The following is an 18,331-nucleotide window of genomic DNA, read 5'->3' as shown; positions in this document are numbered from 1 at the left end:
CTGGGTAAAAAATGATGAGTTCAATTTGTCAGTTCTCTTCTGCTCCCGGGGAAGGACGGGCGGGGGATGGGTGACTGGCCCATTCTGTGCGGACAAATGCACTGATCGCAAGAGCCTACATAATATGAAGAGAAAAAAGAAGGAGGTTAAGCTATGTATTATTACGATGATCAATATGTAAGTCAATTTCCTCAACCACAATATCCCCCAGCTTTTCCGCCGCAATTTACAAATATCCCGCAAAGGGTATCGGCCCTGGAAGCAACCGTGCGCCAGCTCAACAGAAGAATCAATAACCTTGAAAGAAGGGTCCTCGTCTTGGAGAGACGTATATTGCGCTTGCGGGAAGAAGGAATTGAGTCCGAAGATATGTAAGATGATTTGCCTGCTGATCGATGAAGCACCCGTCGGGTGCTTTTTTCCTTGAAGATGGAGGGATGATGTTTCATTGGATTGAAAACGGAACCCGCTCCTCAGTTGTAAAGAAACCCGTCCATCTGGTTGAGGGACGGGTGATCTGTGACAGGGATTGCCGGTTTAATCCACTTTTCCGCCAATGATCTTCCAGTTGTGGTCCACCTCGGCGTTGACCGTTCCCTTTTCGCGGATGTAGTTGGTGATGAGCTCGGAAATTTCAATATTGATATCCTTGATGACCGGTTTGCCGGCAAACATGGGGTAACCGCCGCCACCGCCGGCACGGTAATTGTTCAGAGCCACGTCATATTCTTTGTTCATATCCAGCGGCTGTCCGTTCATGTCGGTCAGCTCGACGATCCGTTCTCCTTCCGGTTTGGATACGTCAATCGTGTATTTGATTCCTTCCCACATGTCGTAATTGTAGTGCTGTTCTTTGGGAGTGATGAATTTGGGATTGACTTCCACCGGTTCCGATCCGTTGTTCTGCTTAAAGTAGGTGGTGGTCTGCTCCAGGGCTGCTTTGATATCCTGTCCTTTGACGCGGATCACTTTCAAGGTGTTGGGATAGATATAGGTACTTAAGATATCCCGGGTGGTCACGTTTTCCGGGAGTCCCGGAACGTTGTTGTCAAAGAGGGCAGTAGAGGAGATGGACGCTCCGCTGGCTTCCATTTGCACCCGGTTGATAAATTGGATCAAGGCGTTGTCATGTGTGCGCATATAATGATGGTCATGGACGGTCAGATCCCCGTTGATTTTCCCCACCGGCCGGTCTAGAAAGGCCTGGGTCTTTTCTTCATAGGAGCGGATGAGCTCCATGACTTCCGGATCTGCTTCAACTGTGGAAGCTTCCAGGAGCTTCGCTTTTTTATCGGCAACGACCCAGCGGCCTTTTCGTTTCTCCAGTTTCATATCCACCACTGACAGGTGGCTTCCCCATTTGTTTGGCTCGGTAATCAGTACCCCGTTGACCCGTACATCAGCAAGGGGCGTGTGCATATGACCGGCCAGGATGGCATCGATTCCATCCACCTGGGTTGCCAGTTGGTATACCTGGTTCTCACCGTCCGAATGGGGGAGAGGGGTGATTGTGCCGTCCGCCTCTTTTTTGTGTTCCAGCCCGCCATGATAGGAAACGAAGATCACATCCGCTTTTTCTTTTTTCTTCATGATCGGGACCCACTTTTTGGCTGCTTTCACCACATCGATAAAGTCCAGGTGAGCGATGTTTTTCGGATCTTCCCAGTTGGGCACTTTCTGCGTGGTGAGGCCCAGCACGCCGACGCGCAGGCCGTTTTTCATCTTGATGATCTGATAAGGCTTGGTATAGACTTGATCCGTTCCTTTTTTCAGTGTATTGGCGGAAAGCCAGGGGAAACGGGCTTCGCTTCTGGCTTTTTCCATCACCTGGGGTCCGTAGTTGTATTCATGGTTTCCGATGGCCATGGCATCATATTTTAAAGCATTCATCGCCAACATCATCGGATCGACGGGCTTGTTGTCGATGCGGGCATGGTAATATTCCATCGGGGAACCCTGAATCGTGTCGCCGCTGTCCAGGAGCAAGGCTTCCGGATTGCGTTGGCGTACCTGTTTGACCAGCGTTGCGATCTTGGCCAGGCCGTGGTGGGCCGGGGAATTGTCCGTATAATTGATGGGCGTGATATACCCGTGCAGATCGCTGGTCGACATGATGGTCAGCTGGTAGCTTTGCCGGTTCTTTGCTTCCGCATGAAACAATGGATAGGTGATGATGCACGAAATACACACAAGAATGGATAGAAGGGCAATCAAAAAAACTTTTCCCTGAGACACACAGAGACCTCCTCTTCAGCAAAAATGGCATGTGGCATTATCAGTCTACATAAAAGGAGTATGAAAAAAAAGAATTTTTTTCTAAGGCGAAACAGAGGGAAATCATATTGCTGAGTGAATTTTAGGCGGCTTTTGTCTGCAACAAGGAAATCTTTTATCCTTTTTTGAATAATTACCAGCATATGGTGCGGCTATGGGCTGATGGTGGAAGTCGGGTTCTGAATGGAAGATCCGCAATGTTGTTCCAAGTTGCGTTTTTGCGTATCGGGAGTCTCTCTTTTTCGCTGTTCTTTATGATAAAATATATAAGTTCACTCACTTGAAAGGAGGGTGGAAGCATGTATCTGAAACGATTGGAGATGATTGGTTTCAAATCGTTCGCCAATCGGACGGAATTGGAGTTTGTGCCGGGGATCACCGCTGTTGTCGGGCCGAACGGGAGCGGGAAAAGCAATGTCACCGACGGGATCCGCTGGGTGCTCGGCGAGCAGAGTGCCAAGTCGCTCCGGGGAGCCAAGATGGAGGATGTCATCTTCGCCGGCAGCGATTCGCGCAAGCCGGTCGGGTATTGCGAGGTCTCCATTACCTTTGACAACACGGAACGGCGTCTCCCGGTTGATTATACAGAAGTAACCGTCACCCGGCGGGTCTACCGTTCGGGGGAAAGCGAATATTTCCTGAACAAACAGGCGTGCCGCTTGAAGGATATCCATGAGCTGTTCATGGATACGGGAATCGGGAAAGATGCCTACTCCATGATCGGACAGGGAAAAATCGACGAGATCCTCAGCACGAAATCGGAGGACCGCCGCATGATCTTTGAAGAGGCGGCAGGCATCGTCAAGTACAAGACGCGCAAAAAAGAAGCGGAAAAGAAGCTGGATGGAACGGAACAAAATCTGTCCAGGATTCATGACCTGATCCACGAGCTGGAATCTCAGGTGGAGCCGCTGGCGGAACAAGCGGAAAAAGCGGGGGAATACAAAAGATTAAAAGCGGAACTTCAGCAAGTGGAAGTGGGATTGTACGTACATAAGATCGAAACGCTCCACGAACAGTGGCAGCAAGCAACCCGGGACGTAAAAAGGCTGACGGAAGAGCAGGTCTCCCTGCAGGCAGAGGTGAGCAAAAAGGAAGCCGCACTGGAGGAGCTGAAGTTTCAGTTACATGACCAGGAACAAGCCTGGGAACAGATCCAGACCGAACTCTTGACCGTGAGCGAAGAGCTGGAAAAAGCAGAAGGCCGGAAAGAGGTTCGCCTGGAACGCACCCGCAACCGCCATGCGGCCGGAATGCAACTGGCGGAGCGCATTCAGCAGCTGGAAGAAGAATGGGTCCGGTTACAGGAGGAAGAGAAGCGGGTTGGAGAAAGGCTGGAAGCAAAAAAGCAGGAGCTTGACCGTGCGGAGCGGGAATTAAGCGCCGCCAGTCAGAAAATGCTGCTCACCGGTGAAGATGCGGAGGAACAGCTGGCAGGACTCACAGAACAATTACAACAGGCGGGCAATCAGCTGGTGGCCCTTCGCAGTGAAAAGCAATATGCAGAGGAACAGCTCAAACAAATCGAAGAAAGAATGCAAGCTTTAGCCTTGCAGGAACAAAAACTCACGGAAGAAAAGGAATCACACGCCGTGCAGGCCCGTGAGATCGCCGAACAATTGCTGGCGGTGGAAGCGGAGTTGAAACAAGCGGCTGAGCAAGTTCGTTCCCTCGCCGGGACGAGGAGCGAACTGGAGCGGGAAGAAAAAGCGCTTGCCGAACGGAGCCGACGGGCTGAGCAAGAGTTAAACCGCCTGCGTTCCCAATGGGAATTATTAAAGGAGATGCAGGCGGAGCATCAGGGTTTTTTCCAGGGCGTGAAGGAAATCCTGAAAGCCAGAGACCGCGGGGTTCCTTCTTTGCAAGGCATTCATGGGGCCGTGGCCGAGCTGATTCACGTGCCTGCCGTATACGAGGCGGCGATGGAGACCGCTCTGGGTGGAGCATTGCAACATCTGGTCTGCCAGGACGAGCAGACCGGCCGCCGGGGAATCGCTTATTTAAAGGAAAAACGCCTCGGACGGGCCACTTTCCTGCCGCTCGATGTGGTGAAGGGGCGCCGGCTTTCTGCCACCGATCTGGCCGGACTAAAAGGTTTGCCGGGTTTTGTGGGCATTGCCGCGGATTTGGTGGAGACGGAGGAGCGTTACCGCCCGTTGGTTGACCATCTGCTGGGACTCACGGTTGTAGCCGAATCACTGGAGCAAGCAAACCGGATCGCCCGGCAGTTACAGTATCGCTATCGGGTTGTTACCCTGGACGGGGATGTGGTCAGTCCTGGCGGCGCGATGACCGGAGGAAGCCGCCAGCCGTCGAAGAGCAATCTGCTCGGCCGTTCCAGACAGCTGGAAGAGCTGGAAGCCAGGATCAAGGCGGCCCAGGCTGCTGCGGAGGAGCTGGCTGAAGAAGTCCGGGAACTGGAACAGCGGAAGCATCGCCTGGAGGAAGAGTGGGAAGAAGTGCGCAGACGCGGGGAAGAGCGCCGCATCAAAGAGCAGGAGCTGCGTGGCCTGGAACGGGAGCTGTCCGTCCGGCAGCGCGCGGTTCACGAAAATCTCGACCAGATCATCCGTGAACAGGAGCAATCATCGGTGAAGAGGGATGCCCTCTCAGATCACTTGCAGGCGTTGGAAAAAAAGACGCAGCAGCTCTTGCGGGAAAAGGAACAATTGGACAGGTTGGTTCAAGAATGCCAGTCCCGTTTAAAGCAACAGGCGATGACCAAAGAAGAAGTGGGCGAGCAAATCACGGAGTGGAAGGTGACCGTTGCCCGCTTGCAACAGGAAACTTCCAACCTCGAAGAAAAAGCGGAGCAGATCCGGATGGACCTGGAGCGTGTGCGGAAGCAAAAAGAGGATGCCGAAGGAGAGCTTGCCAGCCTGGAGCAAGAGCAGGAGATGAATCAGCAGGAGACGGAACAACTGGACGGACAGATTCACCGCTTGCGCCAAAAGAAGGAAGAAATCCAATGCCGGCTCAGCGAAGTGCGGCAAAAAAGGGAAGAGATGATCCGCGAACGGGATGCCGCTGAACAGGATGCGCGGCTGACCCGGCAATACCTGCGCAAACAAGAAGCGGAGCTGAAGAATCAGGAAGTACGGGTCAACCGTCTGGATGTGGAGCTCAATCATCTTCTGCAAAAGCTGGCCGAGGAATATGAAATGAGTTTTGAACGGGCGAAACAGACAGTGACCATGCCTGTAAACCAGCAAAAAGCGGAACAGGAAGTCCGCTCCCTCAAAAGCCGGATTTCCGCCCTGGGTGAAGTCAATCTCGGGGCGATTGAGGAGCACGGGCGCCTGCAGGAACGGCTTCATTTTCTTAAGACGCAGGAAGCGGATTTACTGGAGGCCAAGCAAAAGCTGTATGAAATCATCGAACAGATGGAAACGGAAATGGGCAGACGGTTTGAGGAGCATTTTGAACTGATCCGCTCCGAGTTCCAGCACGTATTTGTCCAGATGTTCGGCGGGGGAAGAGCCGACCTCCACCTGACGGAGCCAAACAATCTGCTGGAGACGGGGATCGAGATCGTCGCCCAGCCCCCCGGCAAGAAACTGCAAAATTTATCCCTGCTGTCCGGAGGAGAGAGAGCCCTGACGGCCATCGCCCTGCTCTTTGCCGTCCTGCGCATCAAACCGGTTCCGTTCTGCGTTCTGGACGAGGTGGACGCAGCCTTGGATGAAGCCAACTTAACCCGTTTCACCCGCTATATGCGCGAATTCGCCAACAAGACGCAGTTCATCATCATCACCCACCGCAAACAAACGATGGAGGGTGCTGACGTGCTGTATGGAATTACCATGCAGGAGTCCGGGGTGTCCAAGCTGGTATCTGTGAAGTTGGAAGAGTATGATGGACAGAGAGAGGTTGCGACAGCACTCGGATAGGAGGAAAGAAAAAGTGAGCTTTTTTAAACGGTTGAAAGAGAGCGTGGCCAAAAAAACCGAGTCCGTGACGCAAAAGTTTATGGCAGGCTTGAGCAAAACCAGCTCCACTTTTGTCGGGGCCGTCAATGATCTGTTCAAGGGCAGGAGCAAAATTGACGAAGACCTTTATGAAGAGCTGGAAGAAATTTTGATTGGCGCTGATGTCGGTGTAAAAACCACCATGGAATTAGTGGAGCGTTTGCGCGCGGAAGTGAAGGAGAGAAAGATCAAGGATCCGGCTGAACTGCAGCCTTTGCTTTCCGAGATGATCGGCGAAATGCTCGCCGGAAACGAAGAACGGAACAAGCTGAACATCAACGAAGACGGCCTCACCGTCATCCTGTTTGTCGGAGTCAACGGGGTCGGCAAGACGACCACCATCGGAAAATTGGCCCACCGCTTTAAAAGCGAAGGGAAAAAAGTGGTGCTCGCCGCCGGGGACACCTTCCGTGCGGGGGCCATCGAGCAGCTGGAAACCTGGGGAAAACGGGTTGGCGTCGATGTGATCAAGCACCAGGCGGGTGCAGATCCTGCCGCCGTGATCTATGACGGCATTCAGGCGGCTAAATCCCGAAAGGCCGACATTCTTTTGTGTGATACCGCCGGCCGGTTGCAGAACAAAGTCAACCTGATGGAAGAACTGAAAAAAATCCACCGCGTCGCTCAGCGGGAGGTTCCCGGTGCGCCGCATGAGGTGCTGATTGTTCTCGATGCCACCACCGGGCAAAACGCTTTGGTTCAGGCGCAGCAATTTGGCGAAGCCGTCAATGTATCCGGGATTGTACTCACCAAACTGGACGGAACGGCCAAAGGCGGAATTGTGATCGCCATCAGCCATGAACTGGGACTTCCCGTGAAGCTGGTGGGCCTGGGTGAGAAAGCGGATGATCTGCAAGAGTTTGATTCCGCTCAATTCCTGCACGCTTTATTTAAAGATGCGATCGAGGAAGAAGAGGCGGAGGCGGCGGAGAAATAACCTATCAAGGAAAATTACTTGACAGCTGCCCTGTTCTCCGCTATAGTATGTATCTGTAAAGGCTGGCGCCTTGACGGTGCATGTGAGGTGACTCCCGTGTTGGAGAAAACCACTGCAATGAACCTTCTCTATGATTTTTACGGCTCGCTCCTGACTGAGAAACAGCGGGCCATGCTGGAACTTTACTATCATGAAGACTGGTCGCTTGGCGAGATCGCCGAACACCAAGGCGTTTCCCGTCAGGCCGTATTTGAAGCCATTAAAAGGGCGCAAGCCACGTTAACCGACTTGGAAGAAAAACTGGGTTTGATGGAAAAGCATCTGAAACGGCAAAAGCTTGCCCAAGAGCTGTTGAAACGATTGGAAACCATGCCGGAAGCCCGGTCGATTGCCGAACCGTATGTAACCCGGATGGTCGATATAGATTAAACGCCGATAGGGGGAGGTGGCACCATGGCTTTTGAAGGATTGTCCGAACGATTGCAAGCCGTCATGAAGAAGTTGCGCGGAAAAGGAAAAGTGACCGAAGCGGACGTCAAAGAGGCGATGCGTGAGGTTCGGTTGGCCCTCCTGGAAGCAGATGTCAACTTCAAGGTTGTCAAGAGCTTTGTCGACCGCGTGAAAGAACGCGCGATCGGACAGGAGGTGCTGAAAAGCCTGACCCCCGGCCAGCAGGTCATCAAAGTGGTGAACGAAGAGCTGACCCAACTGATGGGGGGCGAGCAAAGCAAGCTGGCACAAGCCGGCCGTCCGCCGACGAAAATCATGATGGTAGGTTTGCAGGGTGCCGGTAAAACGACAACCTCCGGTAAGTTAGCGCGCTATTTGATGAAACAAAACCGCCGCACGTTGCTGGTGGCGGGTGACGTTTACCGCCCGGCGGCGATCCGGCAGCTTGAAGTGCTGGGGAAAGACCTGAATGCGCCTGTCTTCTCCCTCGGAGATAAGGAGAGTCCGGTAAGGATCGCCCGCGAAGGGGTGGAAAAAGCAAAACAGGACGGGTTTGACTATGTGATCATCGATACGGCCGGGCGTTTGCATATCGACGAAGCGATGATGGATGAGCTGAAGCAAATCCGCGACACCGTCGAGCCGGACGAAATCCTGCTGGTCGTCGATGCCATGACCGGGCAGGATGCGGTGAACGTCGCCGAGAGCTTCAACCGCGAGCTCGGCTTAACCGGTGTGGTACTGACCAAACTGGATGGGGATACCCGGGGAGGGGCCGCCCTGTCCGTCAAGGCGGTGACCAACTGTCCGATCAAATTCGTCGGTTTGGGTGAAAAAACGGATGCGCTGGAACCTTTTTATCCGGACCGTATGGCTTCCCGGATCCTCGGTATGGGAGACGTGCTCTCCCTGATCGAAAAAGCCCAGGAGGCAGTCGATGCGGAAAAAGCCAAAGAGCTGGAACGGAAAATGCGGACTCAGACGCTCACTTTTGATGACTTTCTCGATCAAATTCAGCAGGTTCGCAAGATGGGGCCGTTGGAAGATATGCTTTCGATGCTCCCCGGTGCGGGCCAGATCAAAGGGCTCAAAAACCTGCAAGTGGATGAGAAGCAGCTGGGGCGGGTGGAAGCCATTATCCGTTCCATGACCCCGGAAGAAAAAATGCATCCGGAGATCATCAATGCCAGCCGTCGCAAGCGGATCGCGCAGGGCAGCGGCACGACGGTGCAAGATGTCAACCGTCTCCTCAAACAGTTTGAGGACATGAAAAAGATGATGAAGCAATTTTCCGCGATGGCAAAGGGCGGAAAAAAGAAAAAACGGGGCTTCCGATTCCCGTTTATGTCATAGATCATCCAAACGAAATCCTGTTTAGGAGGTGAAAGAGATGGCAGTTAAAATTCGCTTAAAGCGCATGGGCGCGAAGAAAGCTCCTTTCTACCGCCTGGTGGTAGCCGACGCCCGCGCACCCCGCGATGGCCGTTTCATCGAGGAGATCGGGTACTACAATCCGCTCACCGAACCGGCTCAAGTGAAAATCGATAAAGAAAAAGCGCTCAAATGGCTGAACAACGGTGCACAACCGTCTGATACCGTTCGCAGCCTGTTCCGCCGTGAAGGCATTTTGCAAAACGGAGAGAAATAATCCTACATCCTGTTTTTCAAGCGTCTGACCGGAGGGTCGAACATGAAAGAACTGATTGAATTCATTGCTCGGTCACTGGTGGATCATCCCGAGCAAGTCAGCGTGAAGGAGCGGGTCACCGAACGGGCTGTCGTCTATGAGTTATCGGTGGCTCAGGAGGATATGGGCAAGGTGATCGGCAAGCAGGGACGGGTCGCCCGGGCGCTTCGGACGGTTGTCGGCGCAGCTGCGTTGAAGGAGAACAAACGTGTATGGATCGACATCGTCTGAGGTTGGGTTCATCGTACCAAAGGGAGGTTGCGGAATGAGAGCTGAATATCTGCATGTGGGACGCCTGACGGGAACCCACGGCATTCGCGGAGAAGTCCGTGTGCTTTCCGATACGGATTTTCCGGAAATCCGCTTTGCTCCCGGTAGCAAGCTGCTTCTTTTGCATGAAAAGCTGCCCGGGCCCCTTTCGTTGACCGTGGAGAAAAGCCGGCCGCACAAATCCGCACTGTTGGTGAAATTTCGGGAATGGGACAACATCAATGAAGCAGAACCCTACAAAGGAGGACAGTTGGCCGTTTATAAAAGCGATCTGGCTCCTGTCAACGAAGAGGAAGGCGAGTACTATTATCACCAGATCATCGGCTGTTCCGTGGTTACCACGGAAGGTGAAGAGCTTGGAACGGTGAAAGAGATCCTCTCTTTGCCGGCCAATGATGTCTGGGTGGTTGATTCCTCGACAAATGGAAAAGAGATTCTGCTTCCCTATATTGATGACGTTGTGAAAGAGGTTGACACCCGGAACAGGCGGATCACCATTGAATGGATGGAAGGTCTGGCATGACGGCGTCCAAAATCCGGTTTGATGTGTTAACCCTGTTCCCGGAAATGTTTCATGGCTTTTTGCATTCCAGTATCATCAAAAAAGCGCATGAAAAGGGACTGGTGGAAACCTCATTGATCAACTTCCGGGATTTTTCCACCGATAAACACCGGACCGTTGATGATACGCCGTATGGCGGCGGAGGCGGCATGGTGCTGAAACCGGAACCGTTGTTCAGAGCGGTGGATCACTTGTTGAACGGTGTGGACACACGCCCGCCTGTTCTGCTCATGTCCCCCCAGGGACAACCTTTTACACAGCGCAAAGCGGAAGAGCTTGCCCGCCATTCCCATCTGATTATCATTTGCGGCCATTATGAAGGATATGATGAGCGGATTCGCCGGCATTTGGCCACAGATGAGATTTCCATCGGCGATTATGTGCTGACCGGTGGAGAATTGCCGGCGATGGTGATTATCGACAGCGTCGCCCGCCTGATCCCGGGTGTGCTCGGCAATGAAACCTCGGCGGCCAGCGATTCGTTTTCCACCGGCTTGCTCGAATACCCGCACTACACCAGACCCGCGGAGTTCCGCGGCTACCGTGTTCCGGATGTATTGCTCTCCGGTCATCATCAGCGCATTGAAACGTGGCGCCGGCAGCAGGCTTTGCGCCGCACCTGGGAGAGGCGACCCGATCTATTAAAAACGGCCCCTCTGACCGAGGAAGACCGCGCGTATTTGCGAGAGCTGGAGAGCCGAGCTGCCCGTGACGAGTAATTGTTTTCAATCAGACCGTATGTTACAATAATCTCCGTTCACTTACCATTCTTCACGAATGGCCGGCGGAGATTTCCTGAAAGAATATTGCCATCCGAAAGGAGGTACGTGTGATGCATCCAATTCTTCGTTCTGTTACCGAAGGACAGCTTCGCCAAGACATTCCGCAGTTCCGTGCGGGTGACACCGTCCGCGTTCACGTGAAAGTAAAAGAGGGACAGCGCGAACGGATCCAGATCTTCGAAGGGGTTGTGATCCAACGTCGTGGCGGTGGCGTGTCCGAAACTTTCACTGTCCGTAAAATTTCTTATGGCGTAGGTGTTGAACGCACTTTCCCGCTCCACTCTCCGCGCATTGAAAAAATCGAAGTGGTACGCCGCGGTAAAGTACGTCGCGCCAAATTGTTCTACCTGCGTAAACTGCGTGGTAAAGCTGCGCGCATCAAAGAGATTCATGAAAACAGGTAATAAACAAGTGTCAAAGGGCTTGGACTTCAAGCCCTTTTGACGCTTGTTTCGTTTTTGGCAGGAGTTGACGGTCAGGTATCAGGAGGTTTCCATGAGCTCGTTTGCTCCGCGTTCAGAGCGATTTGGAAAAAAGAGGAAGTCGTCATCGAGAAAAAAACAAATCTGGGACTGGATCCGAGCTGTTGCACTGGCCGTGGTGCTGGCTGTGATCATCCGATCGTTCATTTTTGAACCTTTTAATGTGTCAGGCCCTTCAATGAGAGAAACGATGCACACGGGAGATCTGGTCATTGTCAATAAGCTGATCTATAAACTCAGGGATCCCAAGCCGGGAGAAGTGGTCGTTTTTCATGCGATTGAGCACAAAGACTACATCAAGCGTGTCATCGCCCTGCCCGGAGAAACCGTCGAGGCCAAAAACAATAAGCTGATGATCAACGGTAAGATCGTTGAGGAGCCATACTTGGATGAGAACACGCGAACGTTGGACTTTAACTTGCGAAAAGTTCCGCCCGGACATGTGTTTGTCCTGGGAGACAACCGTATGGACAGTACGGACAGCCGTGTCATTGGTCCCGTTCCCATCAAGGAAATCATAGGCAGAGCGGATCTTGTCTACTGGCCGCTCCGTGATTTCAAACTTTTGTGGTAGAATATACAAACAACAAGTTGAAACGGGGATAACATAAGGGCTTGATGGTTCAAGAGAAGCTTGGCGATCAAGCTCTTTTCTAAACTTACATAACCATAAACCAGAATCTTTTCCATGACTTTCTACATTAGGTTCGTAAGCAGGTGACAACGGATGAGTATACAATGGTTTCCCGGACATATGGCCAAAGCCCGCCGTCAAGTGGAAGAAAAAATAAAGCTGGTCGATGTGGTTTTTGAGCTGCTGGACGCACGTCTGCCCCTCTCCAGCCGCAATCCGATGATCCATGATCTGGTGAAACATAAACCCCGATTGCTTTTGCTGACCAAATGTGATCTGGCCGATGAACGGGGGAATCAAAGATGGATCGACTACTTCCGTTCCCAAGGAAACGCTGTGTTGCCCATTGATGCACAAACGGGAAAAGGAGTGGGACAAATTCAGCCTGCGGCGGAAACGTTACTCCAACCCCTTTTTGCCGCCCGCGAAAAGAAAGGCATTCGTTCCCGGAAAGTGCGGGCCATGGTGCTGGGGATTCCCAATGTCGGAAAATCATCACTGATCAATCGATTGGCCAAACGGTCGGCGACAGTCACAGGGGACCGGCCGGGGGTGACCAAAGCCCAGCAATGGATCCGGATCGGACAAACCTTGGAACTTTTGGATACACCCGGTATTTTATGGCCCAAGTTTGACGACCCCCAAGTGGGAATGCGCCTGGCTGCCAGCGGTGCGATCAAGGAAGAGATTTTGCCGCTGGAGGAAGTGGCTCTCTATGCGGTCGGATATTTGTCGGAGCGTTATCCCGAACTTTTGGCCGAAAGGTACAAATTAAAGGATCTTTCCGGCTTTGAAGGAGCCGAGTTGATGGCCGAAATCGGCAAAAAGCGGGGTTGCCTGCAAAAGGGCGGGGAGATCAACTTCGAAAAAACAGCGGAAATTATTTTAAATGATTTGCGTTCCGGGCGGATCGGGAGAGTGACCCTGGAACTGCCGGAAGATTGGAAGCGGGAAGAGGGAGAAACGGATGGACAAGACGATCCGGGAGATTAAAGAGTGGTTGCTTCAAGATCCCGTCCTTTCACAGGAAACGATCAATGAACTGCTTGCCGATTCGCGGGCCGGGGTTCGCAAACTGGTTCAGTCCTACCTGAAAGATCAAGAGCGAAAGAAAAAAGAAGCCGCTCGAATCGAATCGATGTGGCGTATCGAGAAGGAATATTGGGCGAAAGGATATCAGACGCTCGCCGGGGTGGATGAAGCGGGCCGGGGTCCGCTCGCCGGCCCTGTTGTCGCAGCCGCCGTGATCCTTCCGCCTGATTTTGATGCAACAGGCCTGAATGATTCCAAACAATTGTCTGCTGATGAGAGATACCAACTCCGGATACGCATTGAACAGGAGGCGGTTTCGGTCGGAATCGGAATGGTGGATGTGGAATACATAGACGAGCACAATATCCTGCAAGCCACCTATCAAGCGATGCGGCTGGCCACTCTGCAGCTCGATCCCGCACCGCAAATGATCCTTGCTGATGCTGTGCAAATTCCCGGTCTGTCCATCCCCCAATTGGGTATTGTAAAAGGGGATTCGCTCAGCCATTCCATCGCTGCTGCCTCGGTCATCGCCAAGACAGTCCGGGATGAATGGATGATCCGGGCGGCACAGAGTTATCCCGAATACGGCTTTGACCGGCATATGGGCTATGCCACATCCGAGCACATCGAAGCTCTGAAAAAATACGGCCCAACTCCCATCCACCGCAGAAGCTTTGCACCTGTTCGCGATTTGCTGGAAGCTTCAAAAAATGGAATCGGCCGCTGACGGGGGGATCATTCAACATGAGAGGAGACCGCCGCAAGGAAGTGGGACAGGCGGGCGAAGACGCCGCATGTAAATACCTGACCGGTCAAGGGTGGACGATTCTCGACCGAAACTGGACAACCCGTTTTGGCGAACTGGATCTCATCGCCAGAGATGGGGAGCAGGTCGTTTTTGTGGAAGTGCGTTCGACCAGCGGAGGGCGGTTTGGCTTTGGCTTTCAATCGGTCGACTTCCGGAAACAGCAAAAAGTACGCCGCTTGGCTTTAGCCTATGTACAACAAAAACGGTTAGAACATTTGCCCATTCGCTTTGACGTGATTTCCGTCCTCCTGAACCGGGAACGAGTTCCGTTGCAGATTGATCATATTGAAGGAGCTTTCTAGGCAAGGAAGCATAAACAAAGACTGCTGGTTCCTGATGTCCAGCAGTCTTTTCGTTGCATTCTCAAATCAATAAATTAAACAATTGCTCATCCTTATTGATCTCGATATAGGGGAATCCTTTTTTCTTCATTCGCTCAATGAGCGGTTGGTAATCTTCTTTGTGTTTCAGTTCAATTCCCACCAGAGCCGGTCCGTTATCCTTGTTGTTTTTCTTCGTGTACTCAAAACGGGTGATATCATCGGTTTTCCCCAGCACATCGTCCAAAAACTCGCGCAAGGCTCCGGCCCGCTGCGGAAAGTTGATGATAAAGTAGTGTTTCAAACCTTCATAGATCAAGGATCGCTCTTTGATTTCCTGCATGCGCTCAATATCATTGTTTCCGCCGCTCACAACACAGACCACGTTTTTCCCTTTGATTTGATCCCTGTAAAAATCGAGCGCGGCGATCGGAAGGGCTCCGGCCGGTTCGGCGACAATGGCATTTTCATTGTACAGTTTTAAAATAGTGGTACAAATCTTTCCTTCGGGAACAAGGATGATGTCGTCCAGGAGTTCCCGGCACACCTGATACGTTAATTCCCCGACTTGTTTGACGGCGGCTCCGTCGACAAATTTATCGATATGGTCCAGAGCAATCACTTTCCCGGCTTCAAAGGAGCGCTTCATTCCGGGAGCGCCTTCCGGCTCCACCCCGATCATTTTTGTCTGGGGATGGATGCTCTTTATGTAGGACGCGATGCCCGCCGCCAAACCGCCGCCGCCGATTCCCACGAATACATAATCGATCGGCTGATCCATATCATTTAAAATTTCCATGCCGATCGTGCCTTGACCGACGATGGTCCGGTAATCATCGAACGGATGGATAAAAGCCATATTCTCTTTCACGCAGCACGCCATCGCCTGATCAAATGAATCGTCAAACGTATCGCCGGTCAGAATCACTTCCACAAACGGTTCCCCGTAATGCATCACCTGGGAGACCTTTTGCCTCGGCGTGGTGGTAGGCATGAAAATTTTCCCCTTAATTCCGAGCAACCGGCAAGAGTAAGCCACCCCCTGGGCATGATTGCCCGCGCTCGCACAAACCACACCCCGTTCCAGTTCCTGTTTGGACAAGCTCCGGATCGTATTGTACGCCCCCCGGATTTTAAATGAGCGCACCACTTGCAAATCTTCCCGTTTTAAATACACATGACAGCCATAGGTTTCAGAGAGAAGCAGATCTCTCTGCAAGGGTGTTTTGACAATAATATCTTTTAACGCTTGATTAGCGATGATGATATCCTCAATTTTCACTCGATTTTGTGTTTTGACCCCGCTCATGACTCGAATCCTTCCTTTGCACCTATAATTAGTAGATTATTTTAACATATGGAGTGTGATTATGGGGACATTTGGCTGAGAAAATTTTGCCGTAATGATTCTACCTTGGCGGGATCACAGAGGAAAAAAGGGGAAACTCCTGGTAACTGTGCCATCAGGAAGTTCAGATTTCCCCGAGCCGGCCGGAGTCAGAATACAGAGGGGCAAGCAAGGGAGATCCTGAATTGGATCAACTTGAACCATTGGACTTGATGATGAAAAATCATCCTATCAATGTGATGCCTCACCTCATGAACAACAACCGAGATGAAGGTCAACACACCTGAGTCTCTGATAAAAAGCACCGTTGCATGTTTCCGGTCAACTCAAATACTTCATTACAAGACGACAAAACCATTCCGCTGCGAGAGGCAATACACTTTCATCAATTTGAAAGCGGGGATGGTGATGGGGATACACAGGCTTGTTCGGATCTCCTGCTCCTACAAAGCAAAAAGCGCCTGGAATTTCTCTTAGATAATAGCTAAAATCTTCCCCAACCATACTGGGTTTCATAACCCCTGTATGTTCAGGACCGAACACCTCTTTTGCCTATATCGAAGAAGGTATATTCGAAGAATTTAAGACCAGATTTGTGGAGCGGACCAAGCAATACCGCGTAGGCGATAAGCTGCTTGAGGATACGGATATGGGCCCGATGATCACCGAAAAAGAAGCGATCCGGGTTGAAAACTGGGTCAATGAGGCACTGGAACAAGGTGCGACCCTGTTATGCGGCGGCAAACGCGAAGGCGCCTTTTATATGCCTACGGTATTAACGGATTTGCCGGCAAGCTGTACCCTTGCCAAAGAAGAAGTGTTTGGTCCGGTTGTCACGTTGTACCCTGTTCGGGATCTGAGTGAGGCGATTCGTGAATCGAACAGTGTCAACTATGGCTTGCAGGCAGGAATTTTTACGCGGGATTTGGAGAAGGCGTTTGAAGCGATCCGACGAATGGATGTCGGTGGCATCATGGTCAACGACAGCAGTGACTACCGGATTGACGGCATGCCGTTTGGAGGAGTGAAAGGTTCCGGTTTGGGACGTGAGGGGATTAAGTTTGCGCTTCAGGAAATGACAGAACCAAAAGTTGTATGCTTCAAATTTTCCAAATAAAAATCAGGGCATGTCGATCGGTGTATGATGACGCGGGGAAAGGGTGATTCTTTTGAAAAATGGAGGACCATCATCGTATAATAATGTGGTTTTTTGGGTTTCCTCGATCACCATTCTGGTTATTGTCATCTTGGGAGCTGTTTCACCTGAAAATTTTGCGAAATACGCCTCCATTTTCTTTGATTTTACTACCATCCATTTTGGTTGGTTTTACTTGATTTCGATGGCATTCTTCGTAGCTTTCTGCCTTTTCCTTGCTTTTAGCCGGTATGGCAGGGTAAAACTCGGGCCTGATCACGAACAACCGGAGTATTCCTTTTTCTCTTGGATCAGCATGTTGTTTGCCGCAGGTTTCGGAGCGGGACTGGTTTTTTGGGGCGTCGCCGAACCGATGACCCATTTTGCCTCCCCTCCTTTTAAAGATGTTGAACCACAGACGGCGGAAGCGGCTCGCCTGGCGATGCGCTATTCTTTCTTCAATTGGGGAATCCATCAATGGTCCGTCTTTGCCGTGGCCGGGCTCGCACTCGCCTATTTTCAATACCGCAAACACAGCAACTCACTGGTCAGTTCAACCTTGACACCTCTAACCGGAAAGCCGGATCGTCGGGTTTTTAAAAATTCGATCGATATTTTGGCCGTTATTGCGACTGTCATCGGCGTCGCCACTTCATTTGGAATGGCTGTCTTGCAAATTAACGGCGGACTGAAATATGTTTTTTCCGTTCCTGATCGCACATGGGTACAGCTTGTCATCATAGCCGTTTTGTTCGCGCTCTATATCACATCTGCGATCACGGGAATCGATAAAGGGATTAAAATTTTGAGCAACATAAATATGGGCATGTGCGTGGCGTTAATGTTGTATGTGCTCTTCGCAGGTCCGACGGTTTTTATCTTAAACGGATTTACACTCGGGATTGGCGATTATATCCAGCATTTTATCGAAAGCAGCTTTTATCTAACCCCTTATGATGGAGGGACATGGGTACGCGACTGGACCATCTTTTATTGGGCATGGGTGATCGCATGGTCTCCGTTCGTCGGAGCATTCGTTGCACGTATTTCCAAAGGACGGACGATTCGCGAATTTGTTTTCGGTGTTTTAATTGTTCCCCCGTTGATTGCCATGGCCTGGATTGCCGTATTTGGGGGAACGGCGCTGCATATGGATTTGTTTGAAAACGCTTCGATTGCCCGTGCGGTCTCGAATGATGTGACAACTGCGTTGTTTGTCATGCTGAATGAACTTCCGTTCGATTCTGTGCTGTCGGTATTTTCACTGCTCCTGATCGCCATTTTTATTGTTACATCTGCTGATTCGGCCACATTTGTGCTCGGTATGATGACATCCAACGGGAACCTGAATCCGTCCATGATTGCAAAAGTGATTTGGGGCTCTCTGATGGCGGGCATTTCCGCTGTGCTCATCATTAGCAGCGGTTTAAAAGGTTTGCAAACGGCAGCTTTAGTTTCCGCTCTTCCGTTTACTTTTATATTGATCCTGATGTGTATCTCGGTTTTAAAAGCTCTGCGCCGGGATTCAATAATGATGGATCAGCAAACGGAGAATTCGAAATCCGAAAATAAAGATGTGCCGGTACGGAAGGCGAAGTTGTCCTGACTGTGCTGAAACGGATTTTGTCAAAAAGTCAAA

Annotated in this window: 18 protein-coding genes and 1 pseudogene; 16 read left to right on the top strand and 3 right to left on the bottom strand. The window is 51.5% G+C overall.

Annotated elements, in window-relative coordinates; all coding sequences use genetic code 11:
* The first annotated feature begins 153 nt into the window (after positions 1-153).
* Positions 154-375, top strand: a complete 222-nt coding sequence (locus BMW55_RS08380; RefSeq protein WP_089967257.1) for a hypothetical protein — start codon at positions 154-156, stop codon at positions 373-375.
* Between the two features lie 162 nt (positions 376-537).
* Here BMW55_RS08380 and BMW55_RS08375 read toward each other — a convergent pair whose 3' ends face one another.
* Positions 538-2,235: a bifunctional metallophosphatase/5'-nucleotidase gene (locus BMW55_RS08375; protein ID WP_244527497.1), complete on the bottom strand. Its 1,698-nt coding sequence runs from the start codon at positions 2,233-2,235 to the stop codon at positions 538-540.
* Between the two features lie 338 nt (positions 2,236-2,573).
* Between BMW55_RS08375 and smc the strand changes: the two genes are divergently transcribed.
* The 13 genes from smc (at position 2,574) to BMW55_RS08310 (ending at position 14,191) form a co-directional block, all read left to right on the top strand.
* On the top strand, positions 2,574-6,164 hold the full coding sequence (gene smc / locus BMW55_RS08370) for a chromosome segregation protein SMC (protein WP_089967255.1): 3,591 nt from the start codon (positions 2,574-2,576) through the stop codon (positions 6,162-6,164).
* Positions 6,165-6,177: 13 nt separating this feature from the next.
* Positions 6,178-7,179, top strand: a complete 1,002-nt coding sequence (gene ftsY, locus BMW55_RS08365; protein ID WP_211663661.1) for a signal recognition particle-docking protein FtsY — start codon at positions 6,178-6,180, stop codon at positions 7,177-7,179.
* A gap of 96 nt (positions 7,180-7,275) precedes the next feature.
* Complete coding sequence (gene ylxM, locus BMW55_RS08360) at positions 7,276-7,608, top strand: YlxM family DNA-binding protein (protein WP_089967250.1); 333 nt, start codon at positions 7,276-7,278, stop codon at positions 7,606-7,608.
* A 24-nt stretch (positions 7,609-7,632) separates the two neighbouring features.
* Positions 7,633-8,982, top strand: a complete 1,350-nt coding sequence (gene ffh, locus BMW55_RS08355) for a signal recognition particle protein (protein WP_089967246.1) — start codon at positions 7,633-7,635, stop codon at positions 8,980-8,982.
* Positions 8,983-9,019: 37 nt separating this feature from the next.
* Complete coding sequence (rpsP, locus tag BMW55_RS08350; protein WP_089967244.1) at positions 9,020-9,277, top strand: 30S ribosomal protein S16; 258 nt, start codon at positions 9,020-9,022, stop codon at positions 9,275-9,277.
* 42 nt (positions 9,278-9,319) lie between these two features.
* The gene (locus BMW55_RS08345; RefSeq protein WP_089967242.1) at positions 9,320-9,547 is read left to right on the top strand and encodes a KH domain-containing protein; all 228 of its coding nucleotides are present in this window, start codon (positions 9,320-9,322) and stop codon (positions 9,545-9,547) included.
* A 34-nt stretch (positions 9,548-9,581) separates the two neighbouring features.
* The gene (gene rimM / locus BMW55_RS08340; RefSeq protein ID WP_089967240.1) at positions 9,582-10,109 is read left to right on the top strand and encodes a ribosome maturation factor RimM; all 528 of its coding nucleotides are present in this window, start codon (positions 9,582-9,584) and stop codon (positions 10,107-10,109) included.
* Entirely contained in the window at positions 10,106-10,867 is a 762-nt protein-coding gene (trmD, locus tag BMW55_RS08335; protein WP_425283829.1) for a tRNA (guanosine(37)-N1)-methyltransferase TrmD, read from the top strand. The genes rimM and trmD overlap by 4 nt, the downstream gene beginning before the upstream one ends.
* Positions 10,868-10,980: 113 nt before the next feature.
* Positions 10,981-11,334: a 50S ribosomal protein L19 gene (gene rplS / locus BMW55_RS08330; RefSeq protein WP_089967238.1), complete on the top strand. Its 354-nt coding sequence runs from the start codon at positions 10,981-10,983 to the stop codon at positions 11,332-11,334.
* Between the two features lie 91 nt (positions 11,335-11,425).
* Entirely contained in the window at positions 11,426-11,986 is a 561-nt protein-coding gene (lepB, locus tag BMW55_RS08325) for a signal peptidase I (RefSeq protein ID WP_089967236.1), read from the top strand.
* Positions 11,987-12,139: 153 nt separating this feature from the next.
* Entirely contained in the window at positions 12,140-13,039 is a 900-nt protein-coding gene (gene ylqF, locus BMW55_RS08320; protein ID WP_089967234.1) for a ribosome biogenesis GTPase YlqF, read from the top strand.
* Positions 13,014-13,808 carry a ribonuclease HII gene (locus BMW55_RS08315; RefSeq protein ID WP_089967232.1) on the top strand — a complete coding sequence of 265 codons (795 nt, stop codon included), beginning with the start codon at positions 13,014-13,016 and terminating at the stop codon, positions 13,806-13,808. The genes ylqF and BMW55_RS08315 overlap by 26 nt, the downstream gene beginning before the upstream one ends.
* Positions 13,809-13,825: 17 nt before the next feature.
* Positions 13,826-14,191, top strand: coding sequence for a YraN family protein (locus tag BMW55_RS08310; protein ID WP_089967230.1), 366 nt, complete (start codon positions 13,826-13,828; stop codon positions 14,189-14,191).
* A gap of 61 nt (positions 14,192-14,252) precedes the next feature.
* Here the strand turns inward: BMW55_RS08310 and ilvA are convergent, their stop codons facing one another.
* Both ilvA and BMW55_RS19865 read right to left on the bottom strand, forming a co-directional pair.
* Positions 14,253-15,518 carry a threonine ammonia-lyase IlvA gene (gene ilvA / locus BMW55_RS08305; RefSeq protein ID WP_089967228.1) on the bottom strand — a complete coding sequence of 422 codons (1,266 nt, stop codon included), beginning with the start codon at positions 15,516-15,518 and terminating at the stop codon, positions 14,253-14,255.
* Between the two features lie 360 nt (positions 15,519-15,878).
* Positions 15,879-16,100: a M20/M25/M40 family metallo-hydrolase gene (locus tag BMW55_RS19865; protein ID WP_342027744.1), complete on the bottom strand. Its 222-nt coding sequence runs from the start codon at positions 16,098-16,100 to the stop codon at positions 15,879-15,881.
* Between the two features lie 37 nt (positions 16,101-16,137).
* Here BMW55_RS19865 and BMW55_RS08295 point away from each other — a divergent pair.
* Positions 16,138-16,674, top strand: a pseudogene (locus BMW55_RS08295) (aldehyde dehydrogenase family protein); the annotation flags it as partial.
* Between the two features lie 52 nt (positions 16,675-16,726).
* On the top strand, positions 16,727-18,298 hold the full coding sequence (locus BMW55_RS08290; protein ID WP_089967558.1) for a BCCT family transporter: 1,572 nt from the start codon (positions 16,727-16,729) through the stop codon (positions 18,296-18,298).
* Positions 18,299-18,331: the final 33 nt, after the last annotated feature.

The sequence above is a fragment of the Lihuaxuella thermophila genome (assembly GCF_900110165.1).
Classification (GTDB): Bacteria; Bacillota; Bacilli; order Thermoactinomycetales; family Thermoactinomycetaceae; genus Lihuaxuella; species Lihuaxuella thermophila.
Note: the sequence above shows the minus strand (reverse complement) of the source record. Positions and strands in the feature narration are given on the sequence as shown.

Bases quoted from the DNA above. Each gene is read 5' to 3' on its own strand.
- rpsP (WP_089967244.1), top strand. From the start codon at position 9,020: ATGGCAGTTAAAATTCGCTTAAAGCGCATGGGCGCGAAGAAAGCTCCT.
- ylqF (WP_089967234.1), top strand. From the start codon at position 12,140: ATGAGTATACAATGGTTTCCCGGACATATGGCCAAAGCCCGCCGTCAA.
- rimM (WP_089967240.1), top strand. From the start codon at position 9,582: ATGAGAGCTGAATATCTGCATGTGGGACGCCTGACGGGAACCCACGGC.
- BMW55_RS08310 (WP_089967230.1), top strand. From the start codon at position 13,826: ATGAGAGGAGACCGCCGCAAGGAAGTGGGACAGGCGGGCGAAGACGCC.
- smc (WP_089967255.1), top strand. From the start codon at position 2,574: ATGTATCTGAAACGATTGGAGATGATTGGTTTCAAATCGTTCGCCAAT.
- BMW55_RS08345 (WP_089967242.1), top strand. From the start codon at position 9,320: ATGAAAGAACTGATTGAATTCATTGCTCGGTCACTGGTGGATCATCCC.
- rplS (WP_089967238.1), top strand. From the start codon at position 10,981: ATGCATCCAATTCTTCGTTCTGTTACCGAAGGACAGCTTCGCCAAGAC.
- lepB (WP_089967236.1), top strand. From the start codon at position 11,426: ATGAGCTCGTTTGCTCCGCGTTCAGAGCGATTTGGAAAAAAGAGGAAG.
- BMW55_RS08315 (WP_089967232.1), top strand. From the start codon at position 13,014: ATGGACAAGACGATCCGGGAGATTAAAGAGTGGTTGCTTCAAGATCCC.
- ilvA (WP_089967228.1), bottom strand. From the start codon at position 15,518: ATGAGCGGGGTCAAAACACAAAATCGAGTGAAAATTGAGGATATCATC.
- trmD (WP_425283829.1), top strand. From the start codon at position 10,106: ATGACGGCGTCCAAAATCCGGTTTGATGTGTTAACCCTGTTCCCGGAA.
- BMW55_RS08380 (WP_089967257.1), top strand. From the start codon at position 154: ATGTATTATTACGATGATCAATATGTAAGTCAATTTCCTCAACCACAA.
- ffh (WP_089967246.1), top strand. From the start codon at position 7,633: ATGGCTTTTGAAGGATTGTCCGAACGATTGCAAGCCGTCATGAAGAAG.